Source organism: Nonlabens sp., from assembly GCF_965657255.1.
Taxonomy (GTDB): Bacteria; Bacteroidota; Bacteroidia; order Flavobacteriales; family Flavobacteriaceae; genus Nonlabens.
Genome location: NZ_CBFHNM010000005.1, coordinates 87,726 through 112,491 on the forward strand (window position 1 = coordinate 87,726; position 24,766 = coordinate 112,491).

Genomic DNA, 24,766 nt, shown 5'->3' on the forward strand with positions numbered 1-24,766 from the left:
TAGCGCATGAAGAGGTTTTTAAAGTTATGGAGCTACATAGTTAACCCTATCTTTATTCCATCGTTAGCGTCACTGTGGTACTTTAATTTTAGCTATTATAGTGATGCAGAAAGTGTCAGGTTAAAGCTGTACTTAATAGTTATTCTCACTGCTGCTATTCCATTATTAATTTATACGATTCTAAAAATTCTAGGAATAGTACAAAGTGTTCACTTAACGACGACAAAAGAACGCATTACGCCTTTGCTAGTTTATCTGGTCTTACTATTGATTTTATTAAGAGGTACCTTTAGGGATGGTTTTCACTCATCTCTTTATTACTTTTTTTTAGGAACATTTATAGCTACATTAGTTGCTACATTGATTACTTTTTTAAGGTACAAAATCAGCCTTCATTTACTTGCTTGTGGTGGTGTTTTAGGTTTTCTAATTATGCTATCTTTTATTGAAGGAATGAGTCTTTTGTCACCAATGGCTTTTGTAGGAATAATCTCTGGTCTCACAGCCACTTCTAGATTAAGTATGCAAGCCCATAAAGGTCATGAGCTTATTTTTGGTTTCTCCATAGGGCTGATCAGTCAGATATTAGCTTTTAGTTATTCAGTCTCTTAGAAAAGTTTTTTAAAGAATATAAAATTCTATTCCAAATTTTAGGGTTTGTAAATTAATACGATCTAAATTGATCATGGCATTTTTATCAAAAAGTGTGTTTAGATCATATTGAAAAAAGGCGTTGAAACTACCGTTACCTAAGGTTAAAATTGCTGCATATCTCATTCTGTTCAATTCTGGAATTTCAGTTTGTGTGATACTAATATCCTTATTTTCAAATACTGCTCTATAGTAGTATATGTAAGAAAGCTTTACTCCACCGTAAATGCGCCAAAAGCTATAATTCATTGGTGAAGATGTGCGCCATCTGAATTGAATGGGCATTTCGATCAAATTAGTATTGAATCTGTTTCGATCTGCATTGTCACTACTTCCTAGTGTACGAAAAATCGTTTCTCCTGAAGGTTCTTCTCCTATAAATAAGTTGGAATTGTACGTATTTAAAGAATGCCCTAAACCAACTCCAATGGCAAGGTTACGTCTTTTATTAAAAGGCATATCTCTAATAAACCCAAAATGTAAACCACCAGAAAACCCATTTTGAGAATAAGATTCTGGCTGATTAGTAATAAGATTAAATGTCAATCCTATGTAGAATTGATCTTCTCTGTATAAGGAATCTACTACATTGGGAATAGCGTTATTATACTTGTTACTGTCTTGAGCTTTTGATTTATAAAAACTAGATAAAAACAATAGAGTAAGTATAATGATTCTCATATGGACGCTGTACGAATATAAGTAAAGATATAAAAATAGCCGTTCTTTTAAGAACGGCTATTTTGAATAATTTAAAAGAAAGAAATTTTAGTTTTTTAAGTTTCTTAAAGGGTCTCCTTCTACCGAAGTATAACTAATTTTTAATGCCATAGCTTCTCTCAATTCTTGTTTTACATCAGTCAATATACCGATTTGAGAATTTTGATCAACTTTTAAAGAAACCATCATTTCGTCCTTAACATCTTCATCCATAGCGTTTCTCTTTGTATCAACATACGTTCTTACATCGGTAATAGGTGATATTTTATCTCCTAGTTGTATTACTTCTGTTACACCGTATTGTTTAGTGAAATTAGGACTTGGTTTACCTATGTAAATAGTTACTACTTTCTTTTTTTCCGCTAACTTTTCCACTTGATTTGCTTGTGGCAGTTGATTTTCAATTTGCAGCTCATCATCTCTCATTACAGTCGCAACCATGAAAAAGAACAATAACATAAATACAATATCAGGAAGTGATGCCGTATTTACAGCAGGTACTTCAGAATTCTTTTTTTTCTTAAACTTAGACATAATTATTCTCTGTTTTGAGGTTCTGCTTCAGAAAGATTTCTAGGGAATAATTCCTGTACTTTTTTGATTCTTTCCTCTAATTCATCATATTCTGGATTATTCTCTTTTTCAGTAGCTGGCCATTCTGCAAATCTGTTTGTCATGGAACTAAAAGTTTCATTGTACAAACGTTTTGCTTCACGATCTCTAAGAATTGAATAAGCTCTCACTAACTCATTAGTAACAGCTAGATACATCTTGTAAGAGGTTTGTCTATCATTAACAAGAGATATTACAGCTTTCTTAGGATTATCTGAAGATTCTGGATCTTTATCTCCTCTACAATAGGAACATGAATTTTGAGGTAAAGTTCCTCCTCCATTATCTAGAAATTTAACAGCAGCATCAGTTAAATCTCCTATTTCCATGTCAGCATCTTCAACAAGTAAACGATTTTCTGCATTTACAACAACTTGAAAAATATTCTTTTCCTTAATAAGTGGAGGCTTTGTTTCTGGAGGTAATGGCGGTGGTAGTTTGCTAGCAATACCACTATCCACTTCAATGGTAGTAGTTACCAGGAAGAAGATCAATAATAGGAATGCGATGTCTGCCATCGATCCGGCGTTTACTTCTGGTGCAGATCTTCTAGCCATAATTTATTTTTTTAATTGTTTGCTTACTCCAGCCCATACAACAGTTGCAACTGCAACAGCTCCTAATATATAGAACATATATAACGATGCTCCTATCCATTTAGAAGTGTTTTTAGAAAGCTCTTGTCCATTATCTAGTTCAATAACCTTGCCACCTTCTACAAAACCTTCTGTATTAAGGTCATTTGCTAAAAAGTAAGAAATCACTGCAACTAACAACAATAATCCAACAGAAACACCTGCTTTTTTGAGGGCCTCTGGATTGGTAAACAATCCTTTTAGGACAAAAAGTAATACAATTACAACAGTAAGACCTAGAGTTATGTATGCAAGAATAATTAAGGGCGATACGGTTACAGCCTGGCTGCCTTCCGTGTTTAGTTCAATTGCTTCATCACCTAAAGCCAGCGTATAGAAAAAGAATCCCATCGCTACTATGCTCAGAAGAAGAACTAGGTATTTTAATACTTTATGTAAAACCATGATTTGTTTTTGTAATGGTTAATTACTTACCGTTCTTGTAATCCACAAGAATGTCAATAAGTGTAATAGAAGCGTCTTCCATATCGTTTACAATACTATCGATTTTTGAGACGATATAATTGTAAAATATCTGAAGAATAATTGCAACAATTAGACCGAATACAGTTGTGAGAAGTGCTACTTTAATACCACCAGCTACAAGAGAAGGTTCCATTGTTCCTGCTTCTTCAATACTATTAAACGACCCTATCATACCTATTACTGTACCCATGAAACCTAACATAGGTGCAAGAGCGATAAATAAAGATACCCAAGAAACATTTTTTTCTAGTTGTCCCATTTGTACACCACCATAAGCTACAACTGCTTTTTCTGCTGCTTCTATACTTTCATCAGCTCTATCAAGGCCTTGGTAGTAAATAGATGCTACAGGTCCTTTGGTGTTGCGGCAAATATCTTTTGCTGCTTCAATACCACCGCTTTTAAGAGCTTGCTCTACATCTGCTGCAAGTTTTTTAGAATTTGTAGTAGAAAGATTCAAATAGATAATTCTTTCAATTGCCACTGCTAGTCCTAATATAAGACATACCAATACAATCGCCATAAAACCAGGTCCACCGTCTATAAAGTTCTTCTTTAATACCTGGTGAAATGATTCCGTTGTTTTTGTCGTTGCGTCATCTTGAATTAGTGATGATGCTGAAGCTACACCAGTAACACCTAATGTCATGGCTGCCGTGAATAAAATTGAAAGTGATCGTTTCATTTGACTTATTTGATTTATTGAATTTTCAAGTTAAGGGGTAAATATATAATTTCTTGGGCTAAAATAACACAAGATTTGTTAATCTATGTCTAATTTATTTGGCATATGTGTCAGTTAATAACAGTCTTTAATATCAATTATTATGCAGAAAACATAGGGATTCAGTAGTTTAGGGTGTTCTGTGTCGCCAGTGTTATTTAATTGTAAACTCAATTAAGTTTTTGTGTTAAATAACAAAAGAGCTTTCATTTTATGATGAAGAGCTCTTTTTGTACCTCAGGCCGGAATCGAACCGGCACGCCGTGAAGCATTGGATTTTGAATCCAACGTGTCTACCAATTCCACCACTGAGGCAGTTGATCATTGGGATGGCAAAAGTAATAAATAAAAACACTATTCATACACAAATTGACTCTTATTTAGAATGTCATCTCTAAAATTATAAGTACATTTGCAGCCCTAAAATCATGTCCTTAAAGATTTTAATATGAACTACGCTTTAAAAGATGCTAAATTATTCGGTTGTCGCCAGAGTATGGACCTTGCAATCGCAATAGCAGACAAGTACGGAGCCACTTTAGGTAAAGTAAATTTTTCCACTTTTAGCGACGGTGAGTTTCAACCATCTTTTGAAGAATCTATAAGAGGTAGGCGTATATTTATAATCGGTTCTACACAACCTAGTAGTGATCACCTTATGGAAATGCTATTGATGATTGATGCTGCAAAGCGTGCAAGTGCTAGGCACATCACTGCTGTAATTCCTTATTTTGGTTGGGCAAGACAAGATCGTAAAGATAAACCTCGTGTGCCAATAGGAGCTAAAATGATTGCAAAAATACTGGAGTCTGCAGGGGCTACTCGTATTATTACCATGGATCTACATGCAGATCAAATTCAAGGGTTTTTTGAAAAGCCAGTAGACCACTTATTTGCGAGTGCATTATTTATACCTTATTTAAAGAGTCTTAATTTAAGCGATCTAACTATAGCTTCTCCAGATATGGGAGGTTCTAAACGTGCTTATGCTTATGCAAAGACTTTAGAAAGTGATGTAGTAGTTTGTTACAAACAACGTCAAAAAGCAAATGTAATTTCCCACATGGAACTTATAGGTGATGTAACAGGAAAAAACGTAGTCCTTGTAGATGATATGGTGGATACGGCAGGGACATTGACTAAGGCCGCAGATGTGATGATGGAAAGAGGTGCAAAAAGCGTTAGAGCTATTTGTACACATGCAATTCTTTCAGGAAAAGCCTATGAGCGTATCAACGACTCACAATTATTAGAATTAATCGTTACTGATTCGATTCCATTGAAGCAGCAAAGTGCTAAGATAAGAGTGCTTTCTTGCGCATCACTGTTTGCAGAAGTCATGCAAAGCGTGCAAAACAATGAATCTATTAGTGAACACTTTATAATGTAATTTCATTAACTAAATATATATAACATGAAATCAATCACGATCTCAGGATCAAAAAGAGAAAGCGTGGGCAAAAAGTCAACAAAAGCCTTACGTAATGCTGGATTGGTTCCTTGCGTAATTTACGGAGGAGACGAGCCTATACACTTTTCAGCAGAAGAGAAAGCATTTAAAAAATTAGTCTATACTCCAGACGCTCACACAGTTGTTGTTGATCTAGGTAAAGATGGAAAGTACAATGCAATTGCTCAAGATATGCAATGGCACCCGGTAAAAGAGCTTCTTTTACACGCAGATTTTTACCAAATCTTTGATGATAAAATGGTAACAATGGAAGTTCCAGTTCAGTTAACAGGTGCTTCAAGAGGTGTACTTAACGGTGGTGTGTTACGTCGTAACAACCGTAAATTAAAAGTAAAAGCACTTCCAGCTAATTTACCAGATTTTATTACTATTGATATTACTGATATGAAAATCGGTCATAAGAAATATGTACGTGACCTAAGAGTAGAGGAGTATGAAATCATGCATCCAGACTCTGTAGTTGTTGTAATGATCAAAACTTCTCGTACTGCTATCGTTGAGGATGATGACGATACAGAAGCAGGAGATGTTCCTTCTGCACAAACAGATGATGAAGCTGCTGTTAAAGAAAATTAATAAGCGTTCAAAATTTTTACAAGCTGCGAGATCTATTTCTCGCAGCTTTTTTATTTTTACACCATGTTGAATTGGCTTAAAAACATATGGCATCGTGAGGTTAAATTCACATCCCTTTTAAAGGAACAAGACCCAATGAAAAAATTCTTGATTGTAGGTTTAGGAAATCCTGGCTCAAAATATTTAGAGACTAGACATAATATAGGTTTCAAGATTTTAGATGAAATTGCAGGAGAGAAAGAAGTTGTGTTTGAAACCTTGAAACTAGGTGATGTAGCAAGTATCAAGCATAAAGGTAAAAGTGTTATTTTATTAAAACCTAGTACTTTTATGAATCTTAGTGGTAAAGCCATTAAGTTTTATATGAAACAAGAAGGAATAGATATTGAAAACATTCTTGTCATTACAGATGACTTGAATTTGCCATTTGGTACATTACGTATGAAGGCAAAAGGCACAGATGGTGGACATAATGGTTTAAAAGATACTCAGATTACTTTAAATACGCCTAAATATCCACGATTGCGTTTTGGTATATCAGACGCGTTTTCAAAAGGTCGTCAGGTAGATTATGTATTGGGAGAATGGAACAAAGAAGAGCAAAAAGACTTGCCAGAGCGTTTAAGTACTGCAGCAAGCATGGCTTTATCTTTCACTCATGCTGGTCTTGCAAATACCATGAATCAATATAATGGGAAGTGATTATTTTCATAAATTAATTTTGATTGAATTCCGCTTTCGCGAAAGCGAAACAAACACTAATTCATAAACCATTAAAAGGCTCTTAAAATCCTTAAAATGTAAACAGATTATTATAATTTGCAACATCCATAAGAACATTCTGAATTGAATACATACCATAATATTAATCAATACAAATCCTCTAAAGGTGCTGTAGTAACAATTGGAACCTTTGATGGTGTACATCAAGGGCATCAAAAAATTCTTAAACGTGTTGTTCAAAGAGCTGAAAAGGATGCTTTAACCAGCGTATTGCTCACTTTTTTTCCTCATCCTAGAATGATATTGCAGCCAGATCAAGACCTCAAATTGATTAATACGATTGAGGAGCGTGTGCAGCTTGCTGCAAATCAAGGAATAGAGAATGTTGTTATTCATCCGTTTTCAAAGGAATTTTCTAGAACAACAGCACTAGATTATGTGAAGAACATTCTAGTAGACAGTTTACAGGCTAAAATTGTAGTGATAGGTTATGACCATAGATTTGGAATCAATAGATCTGCAAGTATTAATGAATTAAAAGAATTTGCCAAAGAATTTGATTTTGAAGTAATTGAAATTTCAAAAAAGGAAGTAGAAGAAGTGGCGGTTAGTAGTACTAAAATCAGAAACACTTTAGAAAACGGATCTATAGAAAAAACGAATACCTATTTGAATCGTGATTTCAGTATTCATGGTAAGATTATTTCTGGCAAGAAATTAGGTCGTACCATAGGTTATCCTACAGCAAACCTTGCTGTAAGTGAAGCTTATAAGATGATCCCAGCTACAGGTGTTTATATAACAAGTTCCATAATAAATGGAGAACGTGTTTATGGAATGACTAATATAGGAACTAATCCTACTGTCTCTAATGATGCTTTACAAACCATAGAAACGTACTACCTTAACTTCAAAGCAAATCTTTATGATCAAGAAATGGAGTTATTTTTTCATAAACGTCTTAGAAGCGAGGAGAAATTTGATAACCTTCCAGATTTAATTGCTGCTATGAAAATAGACGAGCAAAACACCACTGCTTATGCACAGCAAGCTAGATAAATGGCTGTTTAAACAAGTAGACAACACAGCGTTAGTTCTTTTTAGAATGTTGTTTGGGTTATTGATTGCTTGTGAAGCTTTTGGATCTATAGCATTGGGTGCCGTAAAAAGGCTTTTTATTGATCCTCAATTTACCTTTACTTTTATAGGCTTTGAATTTTTAGAACCGTTACCAGGAAACTGGATGTATGTTCTATATATGACCATGGGAATAGCAGGTTTACTGGTGATGCTAGGTTACAAATACCGTATGGCGATGTTGTTTTATGCGATTACCTGGGCTTATGTGTATTTAATGCAAAAAAGTAGCTACAATAATCATTGTTATCTGTTGATGTTACTTAACTTTTTAATGGTCTTGCTCCCAGCAAATAAATCTGCTTCTCTGGACGCTCGATTAAATCCTTCTATCAGGAAAGAGCATATGTCTAGATGGATTTACATTTTTATCGTAGCCTTTCTAGGAATTATTTATGCCTATGCAAGTGTTGCAAAATTTTATCCAGATTGGTTAGATGGTAGCTTTCCTAAATTTCTTATGAGTACTAGGGGCAGGAATTTTGATATTTTACAACAAGACTGGGCGCATCAAGCAATTTTATATTTTGGTTTATTTTTTGATCTTTTAATTGTCCCATTCTTGCTATGGAAAAGAACGCGATGGCTTGCAGTTATTGCTTCTGTTTTCTTTCATATTTTTAATAGTGTAGTTTTTCAAATAGGTATTTTCCCATATCTAGCACTATCTTTCCTGTTGTTTTTCTTTTCTACAGAGGTCTTACATAAAAGATTGATATGGAAGAAAACTTACTATGCAGCAGCAGAAGTAATCGTTCCTAAAACTAGAAATTTTATAGTTTTCTCAACCACCACATTTCTGTTAATAATGTTGTTGTTGCCCTTAAGACATTGGGTTATTAAAGACGATGTTCTATGGACAGAAGAAGGACATCGGTTAAGCTGGCGCATGATGTTGCGTAGTAGAGCAGGCGTTGGAACTTTTTACATAGTAGAAAAAGATACTGGAAAGAAAACACCAGTTCAATTACAAAAATATTTGAGCTTTAAACAAGAACGTTCTGTCGTTTCTAAACCTGATTTTATCTGGCAATTTGCGCAAAAATTAGAGGAGATTTATGCAGCAAAAGGCAAAGAAATAGAAGTGTATGCAGATGTTAAAGTGTCTATCAATGGAAGACCTAGAAAACAACTAACAGATCCAACAATAGATCTTACAAAAGAAGAGTGGAGTCATTTTAAACACCATTCTTGGATCATGCCATCTTCTCTTTACGAAGAAAAAGATCCTCTTAAAAACTAAGGCGATGAACATGTCGTTATGTTAACGATAATCCCTAATTTTACCCTTTATATTTTAAACTAGATCACATGCTTCAAATAGCAGAAATACGTGAAAACAAGGAAGCTTTTGCAAAAGCATTGCAAAAGAGAAATATGGATGCACTTCCATTATTGGAAAGCGCCATAGCGGCAGATGAAAATCGACGTAATTTGCAGGCCCAACTAGATGAAACGCTAGCAAAAAGTAACAAGCTTTCTAAAGAAATAGGAGAGTTGTTTAAGTCCGGTAAAGCTGCTGAGGCAAATGAGCTTAAAGCTCAAACAACTGAATTAAAAGAATCTTCAAAAGAATTAGGTGATGAACTAAATGCTGCTGTAGAAGAGTTGCAGCAAATTCTTTACACGATTCCTAATATTCCTCAGGAAAGTGTTCCCGCAGGTAATAGTGATGAGGATAATGAAGTGGTTTCTCAACATGGAGAAATACCGGTATTGCATGAAGGAGCAAAACCACACTGGGAACTAGTCAAAGACTATGATATCATAGATTTTGAACTGGGTAATAAAATCACTGGTGCTGGTTTTCCAGTATATAAAAATAAAGGAGCGAGACTGCAACGCGCTTTGATCAATTACTTTTTAGATAAAAATACCGCAGCTGGTTATAATGAGATGCAAGTACCGCATTTAGTTAATGAAGCTAGTGGTTATGGAACAGGACAGCTACCTGACAAAGAGGGACAAATGTATCATGTAGGTATAGATGATCTTTATTTGATCCCAACTGGAGAAGTTCCTATTACTAATATATACAGAGGTAGTCTTTTAGATTCAAAAGATTTGCCTATCACTATGACAGGATATACACCGTGTTTCCGTCGTGAGGCTGGTAGTTATGGAAGTGATGTTAGAGGTTTGAATCGTTTGCATCAATTTGATAAAGTAGAAATTCTACGTATCGAGCATCCAGATCAAAGTGATGGCGCTCTGGACGCAATGGTTGTTCATGTAAAAGATATTCTAGAAGAACTAGAATTGCCTTACCGTATCTTAAGACTGTGTGGTGGTGATTTAGGTTTTACATCTACGCTTACATATGATTTTGAGGTATACAGCACTGCTCAAGAAAAATGGTTAGAAGTAAGTAGTGTTTCTAATTTCAAGACTTTTCAAGCAAATCGTTTGAAATTGCGTTATAGATCTGGAGAGAAAGGAACAGAATTGGCACATACTTTGAATGGTAGCTCTCTCGCGTTGCCACGTATTCTAGCTAGCATTTTAGAAAACTATCAAGTTGCTGGCGGCATTAAAATCCCTAAAGTCTTGATTCCTTATTGTGGTTTTGATACGATAGATTAACTTTAAACTTATGCGTTACTTTGTTATAATTGTTCTGGCTCTTTTTTGTTCTTTGAGTGTTGCTCAAGATTCTAAACTTGCCGAAAATTATATGGATCAAGGTGAGTATAATAAAGCTTTAAAGATTTATCAAAAAATTTATAATTTAAATAAACGCAATCCTAGAAGTGTATTTGCACTCGTAGAGGTTTATCAACAATTAGAGCAATATCAAAGTGCTGACTCCTTAATAAATGAAGCTATTAGTTTAACTTCTCGTAAGGAGCAATTTCTAATTGAGAAAGGCTACAACGCAAAGCTTCAAGGAAAGGATAGTATCGCTAACTCTTATTATAAAGAAGCGATCAAAACCATAGATTCTTTACCACAACTTACTTATTCTATTGCTTATAGATTTGAGCAACGTAATGAGTTGGATGCTGCTATTAAATCTTATGAAAAAGGCATGGCTATCAATGATAAACTGAACTATAATTTCCAGTTAGCCAAACTTTATGGAGAACAAGGCAATCTAGAGAAAATGTTTGAAAAGAACATTGAGCTTATAGAAGGAAATCCAGTTTATCGTCCACGTGCACAAGCATTATTTTCACAATATGTAACCGATGATGCAGAGAATGAGAGCAATAAAATTCTAAGAAAGGTGTTGATCCTAAGATTGCGAGATAATCCTGATCCTATTTATAATCAGTTGCTTTCATGGCTTTTTGTACAGCAAAAGGATTTTATGAAAGCATTTATTCAAGAGAAAGCAATTTATAAGCGGGATGAAACCAATATGGATAATATTCAAGATCTGGTATTAACAGCAATTGATGAAAACGATATCGAGGCTGCAGACGAGATTTTAGACTACATGATAGGTGAAACACAGTCTATAACGGTAAAATATCTAGCACAAGTTCTTAAGATTCAACTTAAAGCAGACACAGCTACTGGGGAACAGTATGCCGCCATCCGTCAGGAATATGAAAATCTTCTACAGGCTTATGGAATCGGTAAAGAGACGTTTAGACTGCAACTAGATTATGCTAACTTTTTAGCTTTTAAGACTAATGAAGCACAAAAGGCAACAGATCTTTTGGTTGCTTTAGAAAAAACAGACTTGAGCAAATTTCAGAAGGCAGACGTTAAAATGTTACTGGCAGATATTTTAGTATTGCAAGAACAATTCAATCGGGCATTGATTTTTTACAGTCAGATACAAAATGACCTTCCTAACGATTTGCGTTCTCAAGAATCTCAGTTTAAAGTGGCTCGTACCAGTTATTATCAAGGCGATTTTCCTTGGAGCCTCACCCAATTGAAAGTATTGCGCAGTGCAACTAGTAAATTGATTGCAAATGATGCCATGGAGTTAAGTCTTATTATTGCAGATCATTCTCTGGAAGATACGACGTTTGTTGCTTTGAAAGCTTTCGCGAAAGCGGAATTGAAACAATATCAAAACAAACGTTCTGAAGCAATTACATTATACGATCAATTACTGTTAGATCACAAAGGCGATCCCATTGAAGATGAAGCTTTATTAAAACAAGCCCAACTATACGAAGTAGAAGGTAGGTTTGAAAAAGCAAGAGATAATTACCAACTGATTATTGATAATTATCAAGATGGTATTCTGGCAGATGACGCCTACTACAACCTAGGTTTGTTGTATCAGGAAAAGCTTATGGAGCTAGATAAAGCAAAACAACTTTTTGAAAAAATAATATTTTCACATGCAGATAGTATTCACTTTGTAGATGCGCGCAGGCGTTATCGTAGGCTGCGTGGTGATGAAAATGAAAAGGCATTCTAAAACACCTTTTTAAAAATTATTCTATGATTATATATAATGTAACTTGTAATATGCACGCCTCGGTAGAACCAGAGTGGATTCCATGGATCAGAGAGCATATAGCAAAAGTATTAGGAACAGGTCTTTTTATGGATGCTCGATTTACTAGAGTACTGGTTGAAGATAAGGATGGTCACAGCACATTTTCTATTCAGTACAAAGCAAATAGTAAAGAAGCCCTTCTTAAATATTACGATCAACATGCACCAGAGTTGCGTAAAGAGAGTATTGAGAAATTTGGAGAACGAGTGCTTTCCTTTAGAACTGAGCTTGAAGTAATTGATGAGTATAACGTAAGGCGTAATTAAAAATATAACGCAATATAGAAAGTAACTTTTAAGCGTTGCGATCCTCCATAATCTACGACAGAAAACAAAAAAATAATTGGCAAAATATAAACCTAAATATAAATCTCAGGACAAAGGTGTTACAGCAAAAAAGCACTTAGGACAACATTTTCTTAAAGATGACACAGTTGCTATACGTATTGCAGACTCTCTATCTTATAAAGGTTATAATCAGGTGCTAGAAATAGGACCAGGTACAGGTGTGCTTACAAAGCATGTGATCAGAAAAGATATTAAGGTGACAGCTCTAGAGTTAGACAGTGAATCTGTGATTTATTTAAAACATAGTTTTCCTTTAGAACATTCTAAAATTGTCAATGAAAAGACTTTCCAAGTCATAGAAGCAGACTTTTTAAAAAAAGACTTGAAAGAGATTTATGGTGATGGATCTTATGCGATCATTGGTAATTTTCCATATAATATTAGTACACAAATAGTGTTTAAAACCATCGAGAATCGCGATCAGATACCAGAATTTGGTGGGATGTTTCAAAAAGAAGTCGCAAAACGTATTTGTGCACCACATGGGTCTAAAACTTATGGTATTCTATCAGTTTTAGCACAGGCCTATTATCATGCAGAGTATCTATTTACGGTAGGTCCAGACGTTTTTAATCCACCACCTAAAGTGGATAGCGGTGTCTTGTGTTTAACTCGTAAGGAGGATTACAATGATTTGCCTTGTTCTTATGCAAAGCTGCGTCAGGTAGTAAAACTAGCATTTCAACAACGTAGAAAGACATTGCGCAATTCGTTAAAGACAATGAATTTACCTGATGAAATGCGAGAAAAAGATATTTTCAATCTGCGTCCAGAACAGATTAGTGTTGCGATGTTTGTGGAACTAGTTCAAGAGATAGAGACTATTAAAGATGTATAGATCATTACAAAATGAATTCTGTTACATTACAAAGCAATATATCAATATAAGTAACTACAATACTGATAAGGCTATTGTGGTCAGACTTTTGTTTAAATTTGTAAATAATTATTAAAGACACATAAAATGGCATTAGAAATAACAGACGCAAATTTTGAAGAAACAGTATTAAAAAGTGATAAACCTGTATTGGTTGACTTTTGGGCTGCATGGTGTGGACCATGTCGTATGGTAGGTCCTATCATTGACGAGGTTTCTACAGAATATGCAGATAAAGCAGTTGTAGGTAAAATGGATGTTGACGCAAATCAAGAATTTGCAGCAAAGTATGGCGTGCGTAACATACCTACTGTATTGGTTTTTCAGAATGGTGAAGTAGTAGGACGTCAGGTAGGAGTTGCTCCTAAAAATGCCTACACAGAAGCTTTGGACGCTTTAATGTAGTAGAGTAGTTTACATAGATTTATAAAAAAGCCTGTTCTTTGAATAGGCTTTTTTATGTCGTTGTTTTAAGTGTTATTTCGCTTTCGCGAAAGCGATATCAGGCTAATGATTCGAGACATATTCAGAATGAAATTCATTATCTTCACAATATGGATGTACAAAAGGAACTGAATAAAACCACTGGATTTAAAAATTTACAATTGCTAGCAAGTCAAGTAGTGGAAGGTTATATAAGTGGTATGCACAAATCTCCTTTTCACGGCTTTAGTGCAGAATTTGCAGAGCATAAAACCTATAATCTTGGAGAGAGCACAAGACATATAGACTGGAAGCTTTTTGCAAAAACAGATAAGCTTTATACAAAAAGATATGATGAAGAAACTAACCTGCGTTGTCATTTAATTATAGATAACAGTCCATCCATGCACTATCCATTTACTAAAAAGCAGGAAATAGGATCTCTTAATAAAATAGGTTTCACAGTACTTGCTGCAGCTAGTGTAATGAATTTGCTTAAAAAGCAACGTGATGCGGTAGGTATGAGCATTTATGCAAATGAGTATGAGTATTACGCACCAGAAAAAGGAAGCGAAAGACATCATAATATGTTACTGGATCAATTATCAAGGATCAGTATTGAAAAACCTATAGGACAGACGACAGATACTTATAAATACTTGCATGAAATTGCCGAAAACATTAAACGTAGATCTCTTATTTTTCTATTTACAGATATGTTTCAAAGCGATAGACATGAAGATGAATTGTTTGAGGCATTAAGACATTTAAAATACAATAAACACGATGTGGTTCTTTTTCATACTTATGACAGTGCCACAGAAGTAAATTTTGATTTTTCAAATAAACCTACACGATATACCGATGTTGAAACAGGTGAATTTATTAATCTTTATGCAGATAATGTACGAGAAGATTACCAGCTAGCTATAAGGGAATACTTTGAAAAATTAAGAGTACGCTGTGGCCAAAATAAAATCAAATACATGCCAGTTGATATACAGAAAAACTTTGATGTTGTAATGACTACGTTTATTTTAGAAAGACAGCTTTTTAGGTAAAAAAAGCCTATCATCAGATAGGCTTTTCTGTAACTTAAATATAATAATACCAAGGTTGTCCTCGTAATTAATAAACTGCTCTCAAATTAATCTCTGATTTCTTTTAAAAGAAATCAATCTAAATAATTGGAAAATTAGTTTTTTATCAATTTTTCTACTTGTACTTGATTTCCAGAAACTATTTTAACAAAATAGATACCAGTATTAAGGTCTTCGATTTGGTACCTATTTTCTGATTGTTGGAAAGTCTTAACAAGTTGACCAGAAACATTAAATATATCAAGGCTATCTATTTCTTCTGACAATTTAAAACTATCAGAAGTTGGATTAGGAAATAACTTGATTAATTGGGAGGAAACGATATCTTCATTACTCAAAGGATTTTGTAGTTGTTGCGTTGTAAACAACTTATATTCTCCAGGTTGTAAACTTATAGGCACTGTAGTGTTAGTTATGTTTACAGCGGTGTTATTCCCAAAGTAATCATACCATGTACCGGTTTGAGAGAAATTAGGATTTACCGTTTGTGCATTGATGCTAAAGTTTGCAATAACAACCGCATCAAAAACTGGCCCATCAAGGTTTATTCTTTTCACGAGTCCAGAAACATCTAGATTATTATTAATTGTATTAAATGTTTCAGGATACAGCGTTTTGAAATTAATCATTGTAGCTGTAACATCATATAAATCCATGCGATCAGCATCTGTATCATACCCTAGAGTCCATGGAATAGGTTTACGACCAGTACGGCCATTTAAGTCTATATCTAACTCATAACCTAATTCTCCAAATTGCCACAGCATTTTAGGACCAGGAATACTATATAGAATTGCAGCAATTGCTTCTTGTCTATCAAGGGCTACTGATAAATTTCTCACATTATGAGAGCCATTTGCATTATTACCGAATTGTAGATTTTTATACATCAAGCGTTGTTCATCATGACTTTCTGCATAAGCAACAAGGTGTTGATCATTGAAATTCCTAGAGTTAAAATATGTCCTAAAAACATTAGTATTGCTATTGTACCCCATAGAATTCTGATTGTATTCATCGGTCATTTTACCCCATAACATGAAACCTGCATCAGCTAGAACTTTCTCTTCATTGTTATCTGATAGATGCTCTAATATCATATAGATATCGTTACTTGTGGCGTTCCAGATAGTGTTTTTGTAATCATTCAAAATATTGATTCGGGATTGGTCAATAGCATTCCAGGCTGCTACATTACCTAAGGTATTATTTTGAGTAAACCCTTTAGAAAGGTCCCATCTAAAACCATCTATTCTAAATTCTTCAATTAAAAATATCGCTGTTTGTTTCACATAGTCACGAGTAAGTGTACTTTCATGATTCATATCGTATCCTACATTGAAATCATGTCTAGGTGTAACATTCATATAAGGACTGTTTGCTGCAGGCCTAAAATTAGTTTCATCCCACCACATCTGACATAAAGGGCTTTGACTGAAAGCGTGATTGTAAACTACATCTACAATTACCGCTATGCCTTTAGAATGGCATAAATCTACTAGTTCTTTTAATTTGTCTGATGGTCCATAAGCCTTATCTATTGCTCCATGTAATTTAGGATTGTAGCCCCAACTGTCAGTACCTTCAAATTCATTTACTGGCATAAGTTGCAATGCATTTATACCTAAAGTCTCTAAATAATCCATGCGATCAATTACCTGTTGAAAACTATCTTGTTCAGAAAAATCTCTAACCAGAAGTTCATAGATCACTAAATTTTCTTGATCAGGACGTACAAAATTGTTTACTGTCCAGTTATAAGGTGTGTTTTGATAAGTGTAAACAGTCACATCGCCTGTAGTTTCATCGTTAGGATAGGCAGGTAAATTAGGGTAATTTCCAGCTGTAATAAACTGATCACTGCTAGGGTCAAGGATCATCTGGCTGTATGGATCTGCCACTTTGATTTCAAAGTCTACTAAATACTGATACATGAAATCTGTATTTGCAGTAAATTCTGATGCTGGTACAGTTATCCAAAAATAGTCGCCATCCTTATTCATCTGGTAATTCGGGTCCAGATTCCAATTTGTAAAACTACCTACTAGTACTACATCATTTTTAAGTGGTGCTGCAAGTAAAAAGGTTACACTTCCATCAGCGTTTTCATTGACACCATTTTTTAAGCCAGCAGGTCGCGCAAGGTTTTGAGTTGTACCAGGGACAAATACATTTACGGTATCACTAGAGCTTACAGTACCGTTATTTGCCGTAAAAGTAATATCGTAGGATCCAGAAGCTGCAAAAGTATAGGGACTGCTTATAGACATCGCGTTAGATGTTGCTATATTAGTGCCATTGACACTTAGAGTCAGTGCTGTATTTTGGGAACAATCACCTGCTATAGTGATGTTATCATTAATGTTAAAAATTGCCCCATCTTGCGGTGAGGTAATCGTAGTATTTAAACCTGGTGGAAAAATATCAATAAATATATCAGGACTAGTTTGCGCTGTAGCACTAGAGTTTCTAACCACTAGGCAGATTTCTGAAACTACATCGCCAGGGCTTACATTGTAAAACTGTTCTACACTTGTACCTAGGTCTAGCGTATATATATTACCAGTAGTGTTTACAAATTGTGGTGCACCATTATTTTCAGTAAAGGAAGGCACAATAATGTTTTGCCATCGCTGTCCATTAATATTTACTCCAGTGTACGCATATAAGGTTCCTGTTACATTTTCCAATGCTGTTCCTGTAGCGTCAAAGGTTAGGGTAACTTGGTCTGTTTGTGTTGCTGTTGAAGGTGTTATACTTACTTGCGCTTTCGCGAAAGCGCCAAATATAAAAGCCATTATACAGAGAGTAAAGTTTTTCATAGCATGAGTTTAAAGCAAAAAAAAGGGCTGCATAATTAAGCAGCCCTTCAATCAAGTTTGAAATTAAATAGCTGTAAGAGAATAAGTATAAGCTCTAGGTGTGCTTAGGTCTAATTCTACTCTGTAGCGACCAGCGGTTCCTACACTTATATTTCCAGCATTAAACTCAAGTTCCCCATCGCCGTTGATACCGAAGTTATATTCATTTGGATTCCATTGCTGAGCTCTGAATTTAAATTCATCTGCAATCATGTCTAATTCAACGCTCCAAACTTTTGAAGCAGGATCATACGTCATGTCAAGTTCGTCTCCCCAACCTGCTGCATTTGAAGGCGTTGTTGCTGCACCGATTATACCCCAAACTCTTGGAGTAGCTTCCCATGTTGCGTCAGAAAAATCTCCATCTCCATTAGGATCTGTATTTACAGTAATATAATAGTATCCAGCAGCAGGCACCGTTAGGTTTCCTGCACCACCATCATTAGATAGCATTCCTGCACCACCATCACCGAATGCACCATCAAAGTTAACATCTGTCGGTGTGAACTTAAATTCTGGACTCGCATTGCTCATGAATATAAAACCTTCATATTCTGTACTACCAAATTCTACTGCTTCTAGGAATGGAGTTTCTGCATCATCCGGTGACCAGTTTGCTCCATAACCACTTGAATCTGCATAATTTCCAGGAACCCATAATTTAGGGCTATCTGTAGTATAAGGAGTTACTGGCAATACAAGTACATCAGATAAAAGTGCTTCCATAGAAACATCTGCTGTTGTTCCTTTTATACGCATGGCGATATTTGCCTGTGTAAATGGAGTCAAACCTAATTCGGCAGCAACTTCATTTAATCTTTCAACACTTAAATCTGCACTATCTCCGTTGGTGCTTGTTATTGTTAAGGCATCATCAAAGTTAGATGCGTCCGTAGAAGCTTGTACTTCATAAGTGATTGATATGGGCGTGTCAAAACTCACAGTTTCCCAAACCAATCTTTCTGCAAGGTTGTCCTTTGTTTCAAAGGTTAGAAGGTAAGAAGTAGCTGCTGTAGATTTAAATTGAAGTTGACCTTCTGCTTGTCCGATAAGTAATTCTTCATCATTATCATCACAAGAAATAGTTGTCGCAATCGCTAGAAAAGACAACATTAAAATTGAAAACTTTTTCATTTTGTTTGTTTTAATATTAATATCCAGGATTCTGGATGAGATTTGAATTTAAATTAAGTTCTGTAGTAGGAATTGGGAATAAATTTCTGAAGGAAGGAGTAGTCGTTCCATTTTGTACATTTCCTTTCCATTCCCAGATACCATTAGATGTAAATTGATTGAACCTTATAAGGTCTTGACGTCTATGTCCTTCCCAATGTAATTCTCTTGCTCTTTCTGCTAAAATAAAATCAAGAGTTAGGTCTGTCGCAGTTATACCGTTATTGGTATTTCTATAGGCTCTTTCTCTAAGGGTATTGATGTATCCTACAGCTGTTGCTGCGTCTCCACCAGCGCCACGGGCTACTATTTCAGCGTACATTAAATAAGCATCAGCTAGTCTAAAGACAGGCATATCGGTACTTACAAAAGTAGGATTTACTCCAGGTGTTCCATCAGACGCTATGTTTTGAAACTTAACAATAGCAAAACCATCGGTAAATGCTCCCACATCAGCAATACTCTTTGTTTGTCCGTCAGTATAAAAATTCTCTCTTGTATCAGAAGAATTTTCTTCATTCGGGAAAAGCTCTACAAATTCTGGTGTCGTGCGTATTCCACCCCAACCAGCATCTAGTCCATAAGCACTAGGATCCATTGATCCGCCAACAGGCGCATGAGATAAAAACGTAGTACCACCAAAGGTTTGAGTATTATCACCATCATAATTAAGGGTCCAGATAAATTCATTTTGAGCTCCGTTACTATCATTATCTGCAAGAAAAAGAGATTGATAACTTAAATTAGTATCTATAGAGTATCCTTGATTTATTAATGCGTTTACGTAAGTAAGTGCTTCTGTATATCTAGGTGTGCCTGTGTAAACCTCAGCATTTAGATATAGTTTAGCTAGTAACATTTGTGCAGCACCTTCACTAACCCTTCCATACTCACTACCTCTTCCCGCAGGAAGATCGTCAAGAATGTCAAGTAATTCTGACTCTACATATTCAAAAAGCTCTGTACGAGAGATATAAGCTGGAAGTTCAGATCCATCTGCAGCTGTGTTCTCTGTAGTAAACGGCATAGTTCCAAAAAGGTCTAATCCATGATAATAAGAATATGCTCTTAGAAAACGAGCATCACTTCTGTAGCTGCGCACTATATTAGCATCCTCATCAGATAGTCCAGCATTTGACAAAGCGGCATCAGTTGTTTCTCTCAAGAACGCATTATTAAGAGTCACTTGATAACTTAAACGAGCAAACATGGCTGCAATAAATTCGTTGTCAGGTGTCCAGTTTTGCCAATGAAGATCTTTGATTGTTCCATCATTCCATGCTATGATGGCTTCATCTGTAGTTAATTCTTGTAGTTTCCAGAATAAACGTCCATAATTAGAAAAACCTCCATCTATTCCTTGAATATCTGCACTACCATCACCACCTTGTTGACCGCCAATAATAAGCCCTGCATAGAGCTTTGCCCATCTTTCTTGAAAAGCTTCTAAACTATCAAGGGCTTCATTTGAAGTATTTCCTTCTGGCTCTAGTTCAAGAACATCTTCACAAGCAACAAATACCGTAGCTGCAAGGAATAATACTAATATTGATTTGTATATTTTCATTTGCTTTTATTTTAAAATTGAAAGTTTAGACCAAAAATAACACCTCTACTTCTTGGGAAAATAGCACCATCGACTCCATTTCCTATTTCTGGATCAAGACCACTATAATCAGTTATTACAAAAAGGTTTGTTCCTGTTACTGAAGCTCTTACATCTATACTGTCGGTGTTAAAGGTATATCCTAACGACAGGTTATCTAGTCTAATAAAGTCAGATTTTTCTATATACTCACTAGAAAATAATAAGTTTAGTGGAGCACTTTGAAATGTGTTATCTAAAATTCCTGATGTAGAATTATTCAACCAGTCACCAGCATTTTCGGTAAGAGCATCTGCATTTTCTCTTGCTGCTCTTACATTATTGTAATTATAGCCACCAACAGCGCCTCTTAAGGTGAAGCTCATATCGAATTTCTTGTAATTAAAATTTGATGTGAACCCAAAAAATGCATCTGGATTTCCTTTTTTGTAACGAACTCGATCTTCACTGTTAATAACATTATCTCCATTCCTATCAACAAAAACACCGTCAATTGGTCTTCCATCATTGTCATAAACTTGTCTATAAACTACGAAAGAAGTTGGGTCTGCACCAACGGCCCATTCTTGTATGAAGTTATTGAAACCTGCGCCTCCTACTGGAGTTTGTGGTACTGGTGCATCATTAGTACCCAATGAAAGGTCGGTAATTTCAATTTCGTTAAAGGTTAAGTTACCGCTTACATTCCAATTTATATTTTCACTTTGAATCAATTGTACATTTGCTCCAAGCTCAATACCTCTACTTCTTGTGGCGCCTACATTTTGTAAAGCAAAATTTCCAAGAGAACCAGCTGCTAAAGGTCCAAATTGAAGAAGATCTTTTGTGTCTCTGGTATATACATCAATAGAACCGGTTAATATGTCATTAAAGAAGCCATAATCTAACCCTACGTTATATTGAGTAGTTTCTTCCCATTTTAAATCAGTAGTTAATTCCGGTCTCAGTGTTGTGAAAAACTGATTTCCTATCTGAACTTGAGCTTGTGCATTACTAGGAGTAGAACGAGGAATGAATAAAAAGTCTTGTCCAATTTCCTGCTGTCCTGTTACACCAAATCCACCCCTTAGTTTCAACTGTGAAACAAAACCACTGTTCTGTATGAAATCTGTATTCGTTAATTTTAGGGCTGCACTTGCTCCTCCGAAAGTTCCCCATCTATTCTCAGGAGAAAACCTAGAGGTTCCATCTCTAGAGATACTTGCAGAAAGAACTAATAAGTCTTTAATATCAATAGAAGCTCTACCAAATAATGATACTAGTCTGTTTTCATTAAATGCTTCAAATGGATCAATAGAAACACCAGTGTTATCTTGACTAAAGCTAGTGCTTTCTCTTCTAAACGCTTGCAAACTACTACCTACAGTTAAGTCTAGTGTAGACTCTATGCTTGTCAACTCTTTTTTGTAATCAAAACGACCGTTTATTAGCTGGTTTATTCTTAATCCGTTAGAGCTTGATCTTAAGGCTCCGGTTGTTAACCCTACTCCAGAGTTAGGCAGTCTATTCGAAAATGAATCAAATTCATTATAATCAATACCTACTGTACCGTTAAATTTTAAACCTTCCACACCAGGAATTTTATAATCTGCTTGTAATGTGGTTCGAATTTGATTGTTGTCTGTCTCAGCATTTAAACTTTCTAATAGACCTAGTGGGTTGCGAGGTGCAAGGTTGCTAATTGTTCCATTGCCTTGAAAGTATTCAAAGAAGCCATTAGGCCCATTTGCATCAAATATTGGTTGTGTTGGATCAAAGTCTATAGCTGCACCTATTGCTCCTTCATCTGCACTACGTACTTCTTCGAGGGCTCCTTGCACGGTTAATGTAATTTTCAAATCATTATTTAAAAGATTCTGAATTACACTAGCGTTTAAACTAGCTCTTTCGTAACCAGATGATCTTAGTGTTCCATTTTGATTTGTATATCCTATGTTAGCTCTTATCGCGGTGTTTTCGTATCCTTTTTGTAAAGTGATATTATGAATAGCTCGAGTAGCGGTTTGATAAATTTCATTTTGCCAGTCTGTATTCGCTGTTCCCAATAAAGCAATATCCTCTGGAGAGCCTACTTCATTTATTAAAGCTCTAAATTCATCACCAGTCAACACATCTAAACGATCTGTATTATTATCGATCGCAAATTGAACGTTGTACCCAATTTGTAGATCGCTACTTAGTTTACCTTTCTTCGTGGTGATTAAGATAACACCATTAGAAGCTCTGTTACCGTAAATAGCGGTTGCGCTCGCATCCTTTAAAATGGTAAAGCTTTCAATTTCTGCTGGGTTGATGGTATTAAGGTTTGCATTAGTAGCATCTAAAGGGATTCCGTCTACCACATACAAAGGATCTGCATTTGCACTTAAGGTGGATCCAGCTCTTACTCTAATACGAGGTCCATCGCCTGGACGTCCTGTAGCGGCAGTTACCTGCACACCAGCCGCTTTACCAGCAAGTAATTGACCAGGTGATACAATCGCTCCTTTATTAAACTCTTCAGCTTTTACAGTAGTTTGAGCTGCTGTAACATTTTCCTTTGTCGTACTACCGTATCCTATTAGAACGATAGTGTCTAATTCTGATGCATCTTCTTGAAGAGTAACATTAATAACCGTTTGACCATTTAAAGGTATTTCTTGAGTGGTATACCCAATAAAAGAAATAACGATTATGGCGTTATCAGGAACATTGTTTAAAGTGTATTTTCCGTCAAAATCTGTTGACGTACCGTTTGAAGTTCCCTTTACAGACACAGTTGCTCCTAAAGCCGGTAAGCCGTTAGATTCATATACTGTACCAGTAATTACACTTTGTGCAAATGCAAAAAACGGTAATAAAAATAACAGTAAAACTGTTTTGAATTTTTGATTCATTTTATTGATTTAATTAATTGTTAGTGTTCTCTTCTTCTCACACGGCTGCTAAATTATGTAAAGTAAATGTTAAGAAATCCATTTCGGGAATAGATTCTACGAAAACGTTTTCGGCAATTCGTACTATTATTTTGTATTATCTTCACTTTCGCGAAAGCGAGACAAATACTATCTGACAATCTAATTTAAAATGGCTCAAAAAATTACATTAAAGAAAATTGCAAAAGACTTAAAAGTCTCTATTTCAACTGTTTCTAAAGCTTTAAGGGATTCTCACGAGATCAGTGCAGAGACTCGAGATAAGATTAAAGAATATGCAAAAGAGTTTAATTATAAGCCTAATAGTATCGCCTTAAGTTTAAAAAATCAGAAAACTAAAAAGATAGGAATCATCATTCCTGAGATTGTGCATCATTTTTTCGCAACCGTTATTTCTGGTGTTGAACGAGTAGCAAATGAAAAAGGATATCAAGTGATTATTACTTTATCTGGAGAAAGCTTTGATAAAGAAGTAGTAAATATGGAAATGCTCGCTAATGGAAGTATAGATGGATTTATTATGAGTCTTTCCAAGGAAACAATGGAAAAACAGGATTTTCATCATTTAAGAGAAGTGGCAAATCAAGGAATGCCTATTGTCATGTTTGATCGTGTGTCTAACGATATCCCATGTGATAAAGTCATTATCGATGATGTTGCCGCTGGTCACGCAGCTGCAGAGTTCTTGCTTAGAAAGGGAAAGAAAAAATTAGGGATTATAAGCACCGTAGATTATGTAAATGTAGGTAGATTGCGTTCACAAGGTTTTAAAGAAGCCTTACAGCAGCGTGGTTTTGAAGTGGAGGATTATCAGTATTTGAAAATAGAAGATATCGACCACTGCGAGAATGATATAGAAAACTTTGTGGTAAATAACGAGTTCGATGCTTTAGTAGCGGTAAACGAGCTTTTTGCGGTAACGGCTAGTAAGGCGCTACAAAAACACGGTAAAAGTATTCCTGAAGATGTAGCAATAGTCGCTTTTACAGATGGTATTCTTTCTAAATATGCCAGTCCTACATTAACAACAATAGGTCAGAAAGGTGAAGAAATGGGAGGAATTGCTGCTGCAAAACTTATAGAGAAATTAGAATCTAAAGATCATGAGAATGAAAGTTACGAAACCGTTATCGTAAAAACATCCTTAATAGAAAGGGAATCTACGCCATAAATTTATAATTTTACACTATCGATATTTATTTTATATTTATCAATAAAATCAAAGCTTATCTTCTTCACACACTATAAGTTTTGATAAGCCATA

The 24,766-nt window shown here is 35.2% G+C and carries 22 protein-coding genes and 1 tRNA gene; 13 read left to right on the forward strand and 10 right to left on the reverse strand.

Annotated features, from left to right (window positions below):
* The first annotated feature begins 6 nt into the window (after positions 1–6).
* A complete protein-coding gene (locus ACTF54_RS07775; RefSeq protein ID WP_347196018.1) occupies positions 7–612 on the forward strand; it encodes a hypothetical protein in 606 nt (201 codons plus the stop codon).
* Positions 613–621: 9 nt separating this feature from the next.
* Here the strand turns inward: ACTF54_RS07775 and ACTF54_RS07780 are convergent, their stop codons facing one another.
* The 6 genes from ACTF54_RS07780 to ACTF54_RS07805 form a co-directional block, all read right to left on the reverse strand.
* Positions 622–1,332: a porin family protein gene (locus ACTF54_RS07780; protein ID WP_438969104.1), complete on the reverse strand. Its 711-nt coding sequence runs from the start codon at positions 1,330–1,332 to the stop codon at positions 622–624.
* An 87-nt stretch (positions 1,333–1,419) separates the two neighbouring features.
* The gene (locus ACTF54_RS07785; protein ID WP_347196020.1) at positions 1,420–1,905 is read right to left on the reverse strand and encodes an ExbD/TolR family protein; all 486 of its coding nucleotides are present in this window, start codon (positions 1,903–1,905) and stop codon (positions 1,420–1,422) included.
* 2 nt (positions 1,906–1,907) lie between these two features.
* Positions 1,908–2,540: an ExbD/TolR family protein gene (locus ACTF54_RS07790; RefSeq protein WP_347196021.1), complete on the reverse strand. Its 633-nt coding sequence runs from the start codon at positions 2,538–2,540 to the stop codon at positions 1,908–1,910.
* A 3-nt stretch (positions 2,541–2,543) separates the two neighbouring features.
* On the reverse strand, positions 2,544–3,023 hold the full coding sequence (locus ACTF54_RS07795) for a hypothetical protein (protein ID WP_347196022.1): 480 nt from the start codon (positions 3,021–3,023) through the stop codon (positions 2,544–2,546).
* A gap of 22 nt (positions 3,024–3,045) precedes the next feature.
* A complete protein-coding gene (locus tag ACTF54_RS07800) occupies positions 3,046–3,789 on the reverse strand; it encodes a MotA/TolQ/ExbB proton channel family protein (RefSeq protein ID WP_347196023.1) in 744 nt (247 codons plus the stop codon).
* Positions 3,790–4,061: 272 nt separating this feature from the next.
* Positions 4,062–4,143: transfer RNA gene (locus tag ACTF54_RS07805), tRNA-Leu, on the reverse strand.
* Between the two features lie 133 nt (positions 4,144–4,276).
* Here ACTF54_RS07805 and ACTF54_RS07810 point away from each other — a divergent pair.
* From ACTF54_RS07810 to ACTF54_RS07860, 11 genes are all read left to right on the forward strand, one after another.
* Positions 4,277–5,218: a ribose-phosphate pyrophosphokinase gene (locus ACTF54_RS07810; RefSeq protein ID WP_347196024.1), complete on the forward strand. Its 942-nt coding sequence runs from the start codon at positions 4,277–4,279 to the stop codon at positions 5,216–5,218.
* A gap of 24 nt (positions 5,219–5,242) precedes the next feature.
* A complete protein-coding gene (locus tag ACTF54_RS07815) occupies positions 5,243–5,875 on the forward strand; it encodes a 50S ribosomal protein L25/general stress protein Ctc (RefSeq protein ID WP_347196025.1) in 633 nt (210 codons plus the stop codon).
* Between the two features lie 63 nt (positions 5,876–5,938).
* The gene (pth, locus tag ACTF54_RS07820; RefSeq protein WP_347196026.1) at positions 5,939–6,577 is read left to right on the forward strand and encodes an aminoacyl-tRNA hydrolase; all 639 of its coding nucleotides are present in this window, start codon (positions 5,939–5,941) and stop codon (positions 6,575–6,577) included.
* Positions 6,578–6,721: 144 nt separating this feature from the next.
* Positions 6,722–7,657 carry a bifunctional riboflavin kinase/FAD synthetase gene (locus ACTF54_RS07825; protein ID WP_347196027.1) on the forward strand — a complete coding sequence of 312 codons (936 nt, stop codon included), beginning with the start codon at positions 6,722–6,724 and terminating at the stop codon, positions 7,655–7,657.
* Complete coding sequence (locus ACTF54_RS07830; protein ID WP_347196028.1) at positions 7,638–8,978, forward strand: HTTM domain-containing protein; 1,341 nt, start codon at positions 7,638–7,640, stop codon at positions 8,976–8,978. The genes ACTF54_RS07825 and ACTF54_RS07830 overlap by 20 nt, the downstream gene beginning before the upstream one ends.
* A gap of 68 nt (positions 8,979–9,046) precedes the next feature.
* Positions 9,047–10,318 (forward strand): serine--tRNA ligase, encoded by a 1,272-nt coding sequence (gene serS / locus ACTF54_RS07835; RefSeq protein ID WP_347196029.1) that lies wholly within the window; start codon positions 9,047–9,049, stop codon positions 10,316–10,318.
* 10 nt (positions 10,319–10,328) lie between these two features.
* Positions 10,329–12,119: a tetratricopeptide repeat protein gene (locus tag ACTF54_RS07840; RefSeq protein ID WP_438969105.1), complete on the forward strand. Its 1,791-nt coding sequence runs from the start codon at positions 10,329–10,331 to the stop codon at positions 12,117–12,119.
* 23 nt (positions 12,120–12,142) lie between these two features.
* A complete protein-coding gene (locus tag ACTF54_RS07845; protein ID WP_347196031.1) occupies positions 12,143–12,466 on the forward strand; it encodes a DUF4286 family protein in 324 nt (107 codons plus the stop codon).
* A 76-nt stretch (positions 12,467–12,542) separates the two neighbouring features.
* Positions 12,543–13,385, forward strand: a complete 843-nt coding sequence (rsmA, locus tag ACTF54_RS07850) for a 16S rRNA (adenine(1518)-N(6)/adenine(1519)-N(6))-dimethyltransferase RsmA (RefSeq protein ID WP_347196032.1) — start codon at positions 12,543–12,545, stop codon at positions 13,383–13,385.
* A gap of 126 nt (positions 13,386–13,511) precedes the next feature.
* Positions 13,512–13,829 (forward strand): thioredoxin, encoded by a 318-nt coding sequence (gene trxA / locus ACTF54_RS07855; RefSeq protein WP_347196033.1) that lies wholly within the window; start codon positions 13,512–13,514, stop codon positions 13,827–13,829.
* A gap of 149 nt (positions 13,830–13,978) precedes the next feature.
* Positions 13,979–14,908: a DUF58 domain-containing protein gene (locus tag ACTF54_RS07860; RefSeq protein WP_347196043.1), complete on the forward strand. Its 930-nt coding sequence runs from the start codon at positions 13,979–13,981 to the stop codon at positions 14,906–14,908.
* Positions 14,909–15,042: 134 nt separating this feature from the next.
* Here ACTF54_RS07860 and ACTF54_RS07865 read toward each other — a convergent pair whose 3' ends face one another.
* The 4 genes from ACTF54_RS07865 to ACTF54_RS07880 form a co-directional block, all read right to left on the reverse strand.
* On the reverse strand, positions 15,043–17,745 hold the full coding sequence (locus ACTF54_RS07865; protein ID WP_438969106.1) for an alpha-amylase family glycosyl hydrolase: 2,703 nt from the start codon (positions 17,743–17,745) through the stop codon (positions 15,043–15,045).
* An 87-nt stretch (positions 17,746–17,832) separates the two neighbouring features.
* A complete protein-coding gene (locus tag ACTF54_RS07870) occupies positions 17,833–18,942 on the reverse strand; it encodes a SusE domain-containing protein (protein ID WP_347196035.1) in 1,110 nt (369 codons plus the stop codon).
* Between the two features lie 16 nt (positions 18,943–18,958).
* Positions 18,959–20,548 (reverse strand): RagB/SusD family nutrient uptake outer membrane protein, encoded by a 1,590-nt coding sequence (locus ACTF54_RS07875; RefSeq protein WP_347196036.1) that lies wholly within the window; start codon positions 20,546–20,548, stop codon positions 18,959–18,961.
* Between the two features lie 11 nt (positions 20,549–20,559).
* Entirely contained in the window at positions 20,560–23,463 is a 2,904-nt protein-coding gene (locus tag ACTF54_RS07880) for a SusC/RagA family TonB-linked outer membrane protein (RefSeq protein ID WP_347196037.1), read from the reverse strand.
* A gap of 190 nt (positions 23,464–23,653) precedes the next feature.
* Here ACTF54_RS07880 and ACTF54_RS07885 point away from each other — a divergent pair, with 190 nt between their 5' ends.
* The gene (locus ACTF54_RS07885) at positions 23,654–24,673 is read left to right on the forward strand and encodes a LacI family DNA-binding transcriptional regulator (protein WP_347196038.1); all 1,020 of its coding nucleotides are present in this window, start codon (positions 23,654–23,656) and stop codon (positions 24,671–24,673) included.
* The last annotated feature ends 93 nt before the right edge of the window (positions 24,674–24,766 follow it).